Annotated in this window: 11 protein-coding genes; 6 read left to right on the forward strand and 5 right to left on the reverse strand. The window is 44.6% G+C overall.

Translation table 11 applies throughout. The features are described from left to right. Positions 1–9: 9 nt before the first annotated feature. Positions 10–1,029 carry a Gfo/Idh/MocA family protein gene (locus tag J2T19_RS25260; RefSeq protein ID WP_128103639.1) on the reverse strand — a complete coding sequence of 340 codons (1,020 nt, stop codon included), beginning with the start codon at positions 1,027–1,029 and terminating at the stop codon, positions 10–12. Positions 1,030–1,097: 68 nt separating this feature from the next. Beyond that, positions 1,098–1,874, reverse strand: a complete 777-nt coding sequence (locus tag J2T19_RS25265) for a sugar phosphate isomerase/epimerase family protein (protein WP_128103640.1) — start codon at positions 1,872–1,874, stop codon at positions 1,098–1,100. Between the two features lie 242 nt (positions 1,875–2,116). Between J2T19_RS25265 and J2T19_RS25270 the strand changes: the two genes are divergently transcribed. Continuing rightward, on the forward strand, positions 2,117–2,935 hold the full coding sequence (locus J2T19_RS25270; protein WP_307220861.1) for a helix-turn-helix transcriptional regulator: 819 nt from the start codon (positions 2,117–2,119) through the stop codon (positions 2,933–2,935). Positions 2,936–3,114: 179 nt separating this feature from the next. On the opposite strand, the gene J2T19_RS25275 is transcribed toward J2T19_RS25270, so the two are convergent. Then, positions 3,115–3,648, reverse strand: coding sequence for a GNAT family N-acetyltransferase (locus J2T19_RS25275; protein WP_307220863.1), 534 nt, complete (start codon positions 3,646–3,648; stop codon positions 3,115–3,117). A gap of 357 nt (positions 3,649–4,005) precedes the next feature. Between J2T19_RS25275 and J2T19_RS25280 the strand changes: the two genes are divergently transcribed. The 5 genes from J2T19_RS25280 to J2T19_RS25300 all read left to right on the forward strand — a co-directional run bounded on the left by J2T19_RS25280 (position 4,006) and on the right by J2T19_RS25300 (position 11,079). Further along, positions 4,006–5,187 carry a hypothetical protein gene (locus J2T19_RS25280; RefSeq protein ID WP_307220865.1) on the forward strand — a complete coding sequence of 394 codons (1,182 nt, stop codon included), beginning with the start codon at positions 4,006–4,008 and terminating at the stop codon, positions 5,185–5,187. Between the two features lie 247 nt (positions 5,188–5,434). Then, a complete protein-coding gene (locus J2T19_RS25285; protein WP_307220867.1) occupies positions 5,435–6,133 on the forward strand; it encodes a response regulator transcription factor in 699 nt (232 codons plus the stop codon). A gap of 20 nt (positions 6,134–6,153) precedes the next feature. Further along, positions 6,154–7,596: a sensor histidine kinase gene (locus J2T19_RS25290; protein ID WP_307220869.1), complete on the forward strand. Its 1,443-nt coding sequence runs from the start codon at positions 6,154–6,156 to the stop codon at positions 7,594–7,596. Between the two features lie 317 nt (positions 7,597–7,913). Continuing rightward, positions 7,914–8,672 carry an ABC transporter ATP-binding protein gene (locus tag J2T19_RS25295; RefSeq protein WP_307220871.1) on the forward strand — a complete coding sequence of 253 codons (759 nt, stop codon included), beginning with the start codon at positions 7,914–7,916 and terminating at the stop codon, positions 8,670–8,672. A gap of 4 nt (positions 8,673–8,676) precedes the next feature. Continuing rightward, positions 8,677–11,079: an ABC transporter permease gene (locus J2T19_RS25300; RefSeq protein WP_307220873.1), complete on the forward strand. Its 2,403-nt coding sequence runs from the start codon at positions 8,677–8,679 to the stop codon at positions 11,077–11,079. A 139-nt stretch (positions 11,080–11,218) separates the two neighbouring features. Here the strand turns inward: J2T19_RS25300 and mmuM are convergent, their stop codons facing one another. Together mmuM and mmuP are read right to left on the reverse strand one after the other, a co-directional pair. After that, on the reverse strand, positions 11,219–12,181 hold the full coding sequence (gene mmuM, locus J2T19_RS25305; RefSeq protein WP_307220875.1) for a homocysteine S-methyltransferase: 963 nt from the start codon (positions 12,179–12,181) through the stop codon (positions 11,219–11,221). Beyond that, positions 12,178–13,572, reverse strand: a complete 1,395-nt coding sequence (mmuP, locus tag J2T19_RS25310; RefSeq protein ID WP_307220877.1) for an S-methylmethionine permease — start codon at positions 13,570–13,572, stop codon at positions 12,178–12,180. The genes mmuM and mmuP overlap by 4 nt, the downstream gene beginning before the upstream one ends. Positions 13,573–13,599: the final 27 nt, after the last annotated feature.

The following is a 13,599-nucleotide window of genomic DNA, read 5'->3' on the forward strand; positions in this document are numbered from 1 at the left end:
TTTACAGTATTACAGTTTAACGATCTGACCTGTTTTCTCGGATTCGAAGGCAGCCAGAATGACTTGTAGGGAACGCAGACCCTCTTCACCAGAGATGCTTGGAGGTGTGTTCGTAACAATAGATTCTACGAATGCATCGATAACACCACTTGGTACTTGCTTCTCATTCGTAGCCATAGCGCCTACTTTGTAAGTCTCTACTGTACCATTCGTCAATTCAACGATAACCTCGTCACCATCGACTGTACCAATCTTCATCACACCATTCTCGCACCAAAGAACAGTACTGTTGTCTCCTGCGCGATATTGCGTCCAGCTAGCTACCAATGTACCAATTGCACCGCTCTTCATGCGCAGCAGGCATGTTGCGTTATCGTCTACTTTCGTGCCTTCTTTGTGCAATGTGCTGATGAATCCAGCCACTTCGGATACTTCATCACTCAGCAAGTAACGGATAAAGTCGGATTTGTGTACGCCCAGGTCGCCCATCGCACCCATGATCGCTTCTTCTTTGCGGAAGAACCAGCTCTCAGCGCCATCCACACTCCACGCCTCTGGTCCAGGGTGACCAAAGGAGGTACGGAAATTCAATACTTTACCCAGTCTACCGGAATCCAGAATTTCCTTCGCTTTCACGTGAGGAGGCATCAGACGTTGGTTGTGTCCAACCATAAGGAATACGTTATTTTTCTTAGCAGCTTCGATCATCTGCTCGCCTTCTTCGGTTGATACAGCCATCGGTTTCTCTACCAATACATGCTTACCAGCGTTCGCCGCAGCAATTGCCATCGGAGCATGCAGGTAGTTCGGTGTACATACACTTACCGCGTCAACCGTTTCGTTAGCAAGCAATTCTTCATAGCTGGAGTATGCCTTACCACCGTAAGTTTCAGCCATTTTCTCTGCACGCTCCACAATCGGATCGGCAAAAGCAACAAGCTCAACATGTTCATTATCAGCGTATTCTGGAATATGTCTGCGCTCGGCAATGGCTCCACAGCCGAATACAGCAACTTTAATTTTACTCATGTACAAATGTCTCCTTTGACAAGTAGATTAGCTTTGCTTCTTCTGGTACGAATGCCTAAATGTCTTGATTAAAATTGGTTCAAGTAATTCTGTTTCAGCCAGTTGTAGCTATTGGCTACGCTTTCAAGAGGTGGATTCTGACATACATCCTGTTCTACAATTAGCCACTCTACGCCTGCATTGGTAGCTGCCTCAATCACGGCTGGCAGATCAACCGAACCTTGTCCCAGTTCCAATGTTTTCATCTGACCCTGTTCGTCTTTGCTGAAATCCTTCAAGTGAAGCAGCGGCAAACGTCCCGCATATTTATTAATATACTCGATTGGATTTTGTCCCGCAAACTGAACCCAGCATACGTCCATCTCAACCTGTACGGACTCAGGTGTCGTTTGTGTAAACATCGCGTCAAAGGCATTCTCATCGCCAACCTGGCCGTGGAATTCAAAATCATGGTTGTGGTAACCAAAGATCAAGCCTTGTTTTGTAACCTCTTCCCCATATCCTTGAAGTTCAGCAAACAGCTTCTTCCAGCCTTCTGCGTCCTCTGGACGATCTTCTGGCATCAAGTAAGGGCAGATCATATATTGAGCCCCAATCGTTTTGAGGTAATCGATTTGTTGTTGCAGGTTCTCACGCATCGCATGCAGTGAAACGTGGCTGCTGAATCCTTTCAATCCTAGTTCGTCTAGTAGCGCTTTCATTTCTTCGGCAGGAATATCTCCATATCCAGCAAACTCCACGCCTTCATAACCAAGCTCAGCTACTTTGCGCAAAGTTCCACGGAAATCTGCTGCAGTCTCATCGCGGAGTGTGAACAATTGCAATCCAATATTACGTTTTCCCATGATATCTACACCTCTGCTCTAGAATTTGCTTTCATTGCTCTATCTGGTTTCATCCTACCTCAAAACAGGCTAGAATGAACATATACAATATCGTCAAACCATGAACTATTTGATCAAATTTTTCTGACGTGTGTTAACATGAATTTCCATGTTAACCCCAACCGTGAATTTTACGGTATGAACGTGAATGAATCATATTCTTGAGCATCATGCTACACCTACATATAGGAGGACTACATCCAATGGAAACTACAGTACTGATCTGCGACTACTCCTACCATTACAAAGCATTTAATCATAATATGAGGGGCAACTTACAGAGTTTTTTGTTCCGTCTGCAGACCGAAGGCACATGTAAGATCTATATCCAAGATGAGGAATTTACGATGACCAGTGGCGATCTTCTCTTGCTTAAGCCTGGGGATGATTATCGTCTTGTTGTAGAAGAGCCACATAAAGAGGGTCGCTTATCGAGTGGGGATTACTATTTATTTTGCGAGGGAAGCTGGATCGATCATTGGTGGGGGCAAGCAGCGCGACCTACCCTCAGCCGAATCGGTTTAGATGATAAATTGGTTAGTCTATGGCGGAACATGCTGCTTGAAAAGCGTCGTGGGCCCCTGGAGGAAAACGCAGAGCTGAACGATGCACTCCTTCGTGGCTTATGTCTATACATTGACCGTGCTATCAAAGAAAACATTCAGACCGACCGTGCCGTCTCCTCGGCCCTCAAGCTGAAACGTTTCATCGAGGAACATGCCACCGTAACGTTCAAACTGGAAGAGGCAGCACGATACGCGGGACTAAGCCTATCTCGTGCAGTACGGTTGTTCAAGGAGCACTATGGTCAGACCATGATCCAATATGCAATCGAAATTCGCCTGAACGCTGCACTGGAGCGTATGAAATACAGTGAAATGACATTGGAACACATTGCGGAATCCTGTGGATTTGCAAGCTATTCCTATTTCCATCGGGTTTTCCGCACACACTTCGGAATGTCACCTGCGGAGTATCGGGAATCGAAGTCCCATCCACCAATGGATCTAGAGCACGTTTGAATTAAGGTTAAGGGCATTCTTGAACGCACCAAAGAGCCTTACTCCTCTAAGCTGCTTAATCAAATAAGCTAAAGTTTAGAAGGGTAGGGCTAGGTGTCGTCCTCTCCTACTGTTATAGTGCTCACTCTGACGGTAGAATTAGACATTTTTCCAGTTCAGTTCTTTTCCGAGCTAAGTAGCTACACACTCTCGACTTGCTGAGCATGTGTAGGATATCTGAAGCAGAGCGCACCGAACTCGTCATTCCCGATATGGTAGGCCGGATCTTCTTCAAAACCAAACCGTCGATACAACGCTACGGCATTAAGCATACTCGGACTCGTATACAAATATACAAAATCACGATTGAACGCTTTGGTGGATTCGACGCACCGATCAAGCAATGCCCGCGCAACACCATGTCCCCGCCAGTCTGGGTGAACGGCAAGTAAGCGAATAAACGGATAGTCAATCGGCGACTCGAAGCCGGCATATGCTTTTTGAGCCGTCTCAAACAACTGGACTGTACCCACAATGTTTCCTTCTATTCGAGCTACCCATAATTGTGCAATAGACGGGTTATGAAGTGATTCTCTAATTTCCCCAATATACTTATCCCAGCGCTCCTTATCGTTAAACGCACTTTCATATTCGGTATAACTCGTCACAAGCACATCTACGATTTCCGCATAATCCTTCTCTTGTGCCAACTCCACCGTTATGTTGGTTGTCAATGTTAATCCCCCTCTATTATTTCACAGGATCAATAAGTCGCCATCGTTCATTCGTGATTAAGTTCCAGATAAAAAAAGAGTACTCTTATAAAATTCATAAAAAAATCCTAGTTATGAACTAAGAATGATATGTTTTTGTCATTGTAGCATGCATCTTTTACAGGTGATCATTAAATGTTTCTATTCTTAGATTGATATTTTCTATAGAGATAGAACATATCATCTTTATTTTCGCCAAAAGGATGCGGTTCTACCATTGTCCAAGAAATAAACGCAAATGATAATTCGACATATTATTCCAAAATGTTCCTTATGTGATATAGTATAAAATACCTATACTAGAGGAGTTGTTGCACGTTGAAATGGACGCTTATTAAATCGTTGCTTATTGCCAGCTTGATTAGCCCACTATTGGTACTAGGCAATTCCGCTGAGGCAAAAGATCTTCCAGAGCCTGAATGGGTGTACAACATTGACAAGGGGGAATGGAGTCTCCCTTGGAATATAATCCCCGGGGTCGTTGTGGATTCCCGAGGTAATCAGAGCCTACTTGGTTATAAAATGGTTGGAGGGAAACGTTATTTAGAAAATATAGATCCCTTATCGGGGACTCTCCGATGGTCTATCCTTGAAAATTTTGATTTTGTCCCTTCAGAAGACGGGTACATTTTCATGTTCGACAAGAACAACAAAGTCAGTGCCATGAACTTAGCAACCGGTAAGAAAACATGGACGGGTACTCTACCCTTCAACAAAGATGTTGCATATCATTCCTATGAGAGTGACATGTATCCGGGTAAAAACGGAAGTCTGTATGTCGCTTCGCATTCAAAAGATTATAAAGCCACCTTATACCACTATGACTCTAATGGCCGGAGAACCAAAAAATATACATTGCCGTATTCCATCGTGGGTATAGAAGGTAATTATGTATTTGCCAAAACCTATAGTGATGACCCTAATACATACATTTTAAATCTTGCTACAGGAAAAAAAATCGTAACAGCGAAGAACGGAATATCATACATTCCTGTTAACGTACTAGAGGATGGGACAATCGTTACTCACAACGTTGTCAAAAACGCGGTAACCCTCAAAGCCTATAATGCTAAAGGGCAGTTAAAATGGACAAAAAAACTTCCATATGTAAGCGAACGAACGGAGACGTACACACTCCAGAACCGTCTCCTCTTTATGGATGGTAAAAACAATTCGTTAAAGCTGTATGCTTCAGATGGTAAACTGTTGGCAAGCAAATCATACAAACCTCTCGCTACAGGGTATAACCGTATCCTGAGAATGATTGAAGTCTCAAGAGATCAGCAGAGTCTGATGCTCACAGTTAAACAAGGAGGGCATTACGAAATCAACATATTGGATTCAACCAATCTGAATGTAATTAAAGCCTTCTCTGAAACGGAAATGGATTTCTATCAAAATACAAACTACGAGATTCTCAACAACAGAACCCATTTTATTGTAGTGGATCCTAGAGGAAAATCGATCATGAATTACGACCTGACACGAATAGATTACTAACAAGTTATGAATTAGCAATATCGTTAGAAGAGCCGCCATCTCCTCGGAAAGTGTATGTACGATACACACTCCGACAGGAGGTGGTGGTTTTTCATTTGCGCGAACGTTGAAATCTTCGAACTCCCCCATGACGCCTCTTCAACAAACCTGTATAGTTAACCATAGTAATCTAACATCAACCTCTTATTCATTCTTTTGTACATAGCATAGCCAGCCAATCCTATTTTTACGAACTGGAGCGATAGCCATGGAATCTAAACGCAAAGTTCTCATTATTGAAGATGAACAGGATATTTCGCGCATTCTACGAGACTATCTGATCAAGAACAACTACGAAGCCGCGATTGCCAATAACGGTCAAGATGGATTGCACATCATGGATATGCTGCAGCCAGATTACATCATTCTAGACATTATGCTCCCAGATCTGGACGGCATCGAGGTCTGCCGTGAGATTCGACGCCGTAACCATATTCCGATATTGATATTAAGTGCGAGGGGCAGCGATACGGATAAGGTGCTGGGGTTAGGCTTTGGCGCTGATGATTATATGACCAAACCCTTCTCGCTCAGCGAGTTGCTGGCTCGGATCAACGCACACTTCCGCAGATACGATCGTCTGACAACGGAACGTGTCTCTACCGATCTACTACGGCTGTCTAACCTGGTCATTGATAAAAAGGGTTACAAAGTAACGTTAGATGATCACGAGGTCTCCCTCTCTGCGAAAGAATTTGAGTTACTTTACTATCTAGCGAGCAATAAAAATCAGGTTTTCTCGAAGTCACAGCTTCTAGATGCGATCTGGGGTTACGCTGCTTATGGAGATGAGAATACCGTAACCGTGTATATCCGCAGACTGAGAGAAAAAATTGAAGCAGACCCTTCCGAGCCTTGTCTTCTGAAAACCGTTTGGGGTGTCGGCTACAAGTTCAACCATGAGTAAGACAAAAAGGAGGCACTGACATGTCACTGCATATGTGGTCTAAACGTTGGCTGCGTATATCCTTTATTCTGCTAATGATATTGATCACATGCAGTCTATTGCTTTTCGTGAATCTGCATATGGACAGACAAAATAACACCTCCAATCTATCCATTAGTCAGGTGCGGCTTACAGTTAATCCCCTTCTTCTTGCACTTGAACAAAAACAGCAGCAGTTAACGGATCCGGCAACTCGGGATCAATTGCGATCTATCGTACAAGAGAACGGGGTTGAGCTGACCTATGTTGGATTAGATGGCGTCGTGGTTGTATCTTCTACCCCTTCCTTGGAGGGCACGCAGCTGAATCTGCCATCTGTACTGCATTATGATCTGAATCAGGCAGCACAGGTTACGGATGGTAAGCAGTCGCTCAACATTGCCTTCCCTGTTATCAATGGAACTAATGGTAGCCAAATCGGCAATGCCATTTTTACAGTTCCCCTATCTATGGTTGTTGTTGAGCAGCCGCTCACCTCCGCCTTCTGGGTCATGATCACGTTAGCCGGCGTCTCCCTGATGTTAGGCACTTGTCTGATCGCTATGAAACGAAAGGTCAATAAGCGGCTACTCTTTCCGATCAGTCAGTTGAAAGAGCACGCTGAGTCCATTCTCAAAGGGAAGTATGATCAGCCTATTCAATACTCCCGAGTAGATGAAATGGGCGAATTATACGCTATGCTTGATCTGATGCGCGCGGAGATCATGCATCTGAGTGCAGAGCGTATACGTCAGGAACAAGCACAGAAAGAACTGATCACGAATATATCGCACGATCTCAAAACACCCATTACAACCGTTAAGGCATACATAGAGGCTATTCTAGAAGGTTTATGTTCCGATGAACAAACGTTGATGGAATATATGGAGGTCATGCGCACACATACGGATAAAACAGCTAGATTGGTTGAAGATCTGCTCGTTCACGCTTTGCAGGAGCTAGGTCAGATCTCTGTTGAACCTCGCGAAGTGTATAGCCTTGCCACCTTTCAGCAGATGTTACAGCCTATTGCACACATGGTGGAGATGAGAGGTCTGAATTACGAAGCACCGGCATCGATCCCTAATGTACTTATGCAGATTGATTCGACGAGAATGGAGCAGGTGCTATCCAACATCGTATTCAATGCACTTAAACATACCGCTCCCGGAGATACGATTCAGATCATGACCGAGCTAGATGCTGGACAATTTAAACTGACTATTGCAGATACAGGACAAGGTATACAGGCTCAGGATATGCCTTTTATATTCGAACGGTATTTTAAGGGCGCAGCTTCTCCTTCTAACTCGTATGTACAGGAGGGAACAGGTCTAGGTCTATCCATTTGCAAAAGTATTGTTGAAGCACATGGAGGTCAGATCACCTTTTCGAGCAAAGAAGGACAAGGTACGATTTTTCAAATTCATCTGCCCATATGTTAATCTTCTGACCATGTAATACTTTATTCATAATTAGATAAGACTTCCTCAATGTGTCTCCCTTAAAATAAATAATAGAGGTAGTTCAAAAAGTACGCTTTTGATTACGAAAGATGCCTTGCGGCATCATCAGCGTCGAATATGGGATTCAGCCGAAATGAGTGGATGCTTACGAAGTTTGTTTCCTTTGGAAACAATTTAGTTGCTCACGTAGTTTCCCTACGCTCCGCTACTCCATTTCTATCTTCATCCCATCTTCTCGGTACTGAAAACCGACCTTTTTGAACTGACATTAAAATGAATCAGAGGGAGTGATCTTCTTGGTCAAGACAGCCATTATACACGCTCAAAACTTATGTAAAACCTACAATACGGGTAGCGAGCAGTATCATGCTATACGTAATGTTGATCTGGATATATACGAAGGTGATTTTACCGTAATTATGGGCAACTCGGGCTCAGGCAAGTCTACCCTGTTGTACCTGCTAAGCGGCTTGGATCAGGTAACAGCAGGCGAAGTGTATTTCCGGGATCAACGCATTGACGCTTATACCGAACGGGAGATGTCTGAATTCCGCACTCGCCGAATCGGTTATATCTATCAAAGTATCAACCTTGTCCCAGACCTCTCGATCCAACAAAATATCGCATTACCTGGCTATATCGCCGGTTCCAAGAGGAGTGAGGCCGCCGCCAGAGCAAGTCAATTGATGACAGCCATGGATATCAATGAACAGCATCATCGCCTTCCCTCTGAAACATCGGGTGGACAACAACAACGAGCTGCCATTGCACGTGCACTAATTAACTCACCTGATATGTTATTTGCTGATGAACCTACGGGTAGTCTGAACTATGAGCACGGCCAAGCTGTCCTTGATATCTTGACCAATATCAACCGCAAGGGACAATCGGTCGTTATGGTCACTCATGATATCAAGGCTGCATGTCGTGCAGACCGTCTTATTTTCATCCGAGATGGTAAGGTAGCCGGTATTCTTGAGTTCAGCAAATATGACGAAGAGCAGATCCACGATCGTGAATCGATGATCTTCAATTTTGTGTCGAGGAAGGAATAGGGCTATGGCGATCATGTGGCGATTAAGCCTCTCTTACCTCCGGAAAAACAAAACGCAAAATGGATTTAGCACGCTTCTCATTCTCTTATCCACACTACTTGTAGCAACAGCTGTCATTATTCTGGCGAATACCGGCAATTTATTTAAGGAAATGCATGAACGTGCTCATGGCTCTCATCAGATTCTCTCCTTTGAGAAAGACCTGAATGATCCTCAGGCTGTATATGGTTGGTGGCAGGAACAAGAACATGTTGATGTCTCTCCGTTACTACAGTACCGGACACTGTCAGGAATTACGTTTGACGGCCTGGATATTCCGAATCTCTATCTATACATGATCAATACGCCAGCTCCCCCATGGGATGTGGATAAACTCATTTTTTCCAGCGGATTGCAACCAGCTTTGCCTGAACAAGGTTCAGTCTGGATCCCTACCTCCATGGCTAACTCATACCATATCGCAATTGGCGATACGATAAGCTTCAGAGCAGGCTCCACTAACCTCAATTTGACGGTTTCCGATATAGTCATAGATGTTCCTTACGGTGCCCCATTCACCAATACTGCACGGGTCTGGATGAATCCAACGGATTATCAACATGATGTTCAGGCACTCGCAGGAAACGACAATTATATGTTCGGCATTCATTTTGACGATTACAGCACGAGTTCACGTTATTGGGAGAAGTATAGTCTTGGACATGATGTCCCTTTTCTGGAGACCAAGATGGAGTTTGAGAGTATATCCTCCTTCTATCTGATTATTAATCAGATTATCGGGTTCATTATGATCTTCCTCGGCGTAGTTATGCTAGTCATCGCTCTCGTTACGATTGGGTTCACCATTTCCGATGCAATCTTGGCTAACTATAAAACGATCGGGATCCTCAAATCGCTAGGCTTGACTTCCCATAAGATGATTGGCACGTATGTTATACAATACGCCATATTATCTCTAGTCGCCATTCTTCCTGGGCTTATGCTAAGTGTGTGGATATCCAAACCGTTAATGAGCATCTCGGTATCTTCGCTCAGCGCTGGTGGTAGCGATAATCCAATGCAGGGAATTGGTACAGCACTTCTTGTCGGTGCATTTCTCTTCGCTATGGTCATCTTGTTCGTTATGCTCTATGCCAACAAAGCACGACATATTGAACCTGTGCAGGCCATTCGTTATGGGATGTCCGAAGCTGACCATATTCGCATCGCTCAACGGATGAATACACCGTTCTTCCGTGCGATTGGGTTCTCACGATATCCGGTTTCTGTCGTCATTGGCTTTCGTAATCTGATGAAGAACATCCGTAGCTCTGCTCTTATACTGCTACTCACGATGATGGCATCAGCTGTACTCGTTCTTGGTTATGTCGTTGTGACGAGTGTCAGTGGAATATACCAGACAGCCGCTAAATGGGGGTATGATAATGCCAACATCGCAGCCGTAGTGGTGAATAAGAGTCATTTTTCCCTAGATAAGCTAGAGCACGTATTAGAACAAGATACCCGTATCCAGAATGTGGGCTGGCAAGGGAATACGTCCGGGGTCATCCGCCCTGATACTTCGATCAATCCGCAGGGTCAATCCACGAGTCTGTTTCTAACTGTGCTGGATGGAAGCTATGATCAGCTTGGGTTTGAGAATCTAAGAGGATCTAATCCTCGGTTGGAGAATGAAATTTCGATCGGTGTAAATATAGCCAAAACGTATCATAAGGATCTCGGTGATCTCATTGATATCTACATTGAAGGAAAGAAACGTACTTTCGTGATCACGGGTGTCTATCAAGCCATTGCCAACATGTCCGTCTCCGGACGAATCACCATGGATGCGATGCATAGCGTGAATTCCAGTTACAAGGATGTGGATGTTGTTTTTATCAATGTGAAGGATCCGGTTCAAGTAGAACCTGTTGTCCATGCGTTGAATGAGCAATTCAAGGATTCTACTTCTGTTGTTACCCAGAAAATGCTGCTTGATTCCGTATATGCTGAAGCGGCAGACATTCTGGTCTATCCGATGACTCTAATCGGACTGCTGTTTATTCTGGTTACATTTATCATTATCTTTAGCACCTGCCGGATCAGCATTCGCAAGGAAAGCAGAACCTATGGCATATATAAATCTATTGGTTTAACGTCAAGCCAAATCCGATTGTCGATTGCCATGGGCATTGTAATCTTGTCCTCCATAGGCGCCTTATTGGGCATTGTCATAGGCATATATGTACTACCTGTTCTTCTAGAGCTTGTCCTTTCTGAATACGGGATCGTAGAGCTTCCCCTTATTTTGAACTGGGCTGGAATCCTTTTATTCGCCTGCCTAACCACACTTGCCGCAGCATATGGATCATGGGTGTCTTCACGAGTTATCCGTAATTCTTCTCCACGCAATCTGGTTATTGAATAATACGGCTGACCAAAATCAAGAAGCCCTCTCGTTTCCTTTAAGGAGACGAAAGGGCTTTTTCTTATGTTCGACTTCGTCTTCGATTACCATAACTATAAAATCATTCAGGATTGGCCTGAATTCCAGCCCTCACATTAGCCTATGTCTCGTTCCGCCACTTCTTAGCCAGCTCGCTGATCTGATGCGGTGTTGTACGGCAGCAGCCGCCGATGATTTGTGCGCCAGCAGCAACCCATTGCTCTGAAGCTTCGCTTATGCTACCACATGTGCCTTGACCGCTCCAAGTCTTGGTCTCTGCATCATATACTTCACCCGAATTGGGATAGACGATGATCGGCTTATCACTAGATTGAGCAAGGATATGAATCGCCTCAGTAACGACTTCCATCGGTGCACAATTCAATCCAATCGCAGCAATCTGTGGCTCATTGCCAAGTTGACGTGCACATTCAGCCAGTGGGGTTCCTTCACTGATTGTCGTGCCATCTTGCAGCGAGAAGGTTAGCCATGCAGAAGTATCCGGGAATTCCTTCAGTAACGTAACTAACACTTGTGCCTCTTGCAACGAAGGAATCGTCTCAAATGCCAACATATCCGCTCCTGCTTCAACAAGAGCCGCTAATCGAGGACGGTGAAAGGCTGCGAGTGTCTCATCGGACACACCGTAGTGACCTACATATTCCGAGCCATCTGCAAGATATGCGCCATAAGGGCCTACCGATGCTGCCACAATTGGCTTAGTTCGCTGAACTATGTTCCTCACTTCATCCCATACTTCGTTTCGCGCTTGTGCAGCCAATTTGACCGTCTTGCGAATCAATTCCAATGCGGCTTGTTCTTCAATGCCTTTCTTCCCGAATCCCTCCACAGTTGCCTGATAACTGGATGTAATCGCACAATCTGCACCAGCGCGGAAGTAATCCGCATGAACCTGAACGATTACGTCCGGATTCTCCAGTAACACCCGAGCAGACCAGAGTGGATCATCCAGATTACAGCCATGTTTTTCAAGTTCAGTAGCCAGTGCGCCATCGAGAATCATTACAGGATGCTCAGCCAGAATTTTTTGAATAGGATTCATTTCCATTTGCTGTTGTGTCATGACTTATCCTCATTTCTTTTTTTTACACGGTCGGTAATATAATAAGCTGCATAACAGAAAGCAATAAAAGGTATGCCACAATATAATGCAATTCGTTGTGTCGGGTCAAAGGCAATGCCGATGCATGCAGCTAGACACAGTAAGAACGAAATGATAGGAACGGCTGGATAAAGTGGCGTACGGTAAACTAGATTCTCCACTGAATTTCCTTCACGAATGTACTGCCTACGAAACATATACTGTGATGCACTGATGCTCATCCACACCGCAACGACAGCCAGTCCCGAGATGGATACCAACGTAATGTACACCGTGCCCGGCGCAATAATGCTGGATAATAACGCTAGTCCACCCCCAACCATACTAGTTGCGATAGCATTCAACGGCACACCTCTGTTCGTTAACCTAGCAAACCAGGGAGAGATTGTCTGTTTGTCTGCGAGCGACCAGATCATGCGTGATGACGCGTACAAGCCGGAGTTCGCAGCAGACAAAATAGCCGTTAAGATCACAAAATTCATAATATCTGCGGCATAAGGAATGCCTATTCTCTCCATGACGGCTACAAAGGGGCTTTCCAAGACACCTGCATCGGACATAGGTAATAACGCTGACAAAATAATAATCGTACCGATGAAGAAAATAATTAAACGCCATAATGTGGTATGGATGGCTTTAGGAATCGTCTTCTCGGGTTGTTCCGTCTCACCAGCAGCAATGCCGATTAACTCGGTGCCTGAAAAGGCAAAGTTTACCGCAAGCATCGTCATTAAAATAGCCGTAGCTCCATGGGGAAACCAACCAGAGCCTGTAATATTGGTAAAAAATGGTGCTGGTTGGGCGTCTGCCATTGGAATAATACCAAATACGGCCGCTCCTCCCAATATAATAAAGATCACAATCGTGATGACCTTGATGGATGAAAACCAGAACTCTGATTCTGCGAAAAATTTCACGGTCAGTGCATTAAACAAAAAAATCATCAGTGCGAAAAGTGCGCTCCAAATCCATACATTTACGGAAGGGAACCAGCGCTGCATCAATAGTCCTGCCGCCGTGAACTCAGAACCTAGAGCAACAGTCCAGGTCAACCAATATAACCAGGCAACCGTATATCCAGTTGCAGGGCCAATGTATTTGGCTGCATAACTATGAAAGGCTCCTGTCTCAGGCATATGTACTGACAGTTCGCCTAAACATAACATGACGAGATATACAACAAGCGCTCCGATCAGATAGGAGAGAATCGTTCCTAGAGGTCCCGCCTGTTGAATCGTGTATCCCGAGCTTAAAAATAACCCTGTCCCAATTACACCGCCAAGAGAGAGCATAATCACGTGTCGTGCCTGCATTTTTCGTTGGAAATGTCCCTTGTCTTTGTTGTTATTCATGCTGCTCCCTTTCTTTCTCACCCAGAA

The sequence above is a fragment of the Paenibacillus tundrae genome (assembly GCF_030812775.1).
Classification (GTDB): Bacteria; Bacillota; Bacilli; order Paenibacillales; family Paenibacillaceae; genus Paenibacillus; species Paenibacillus tundrae_A.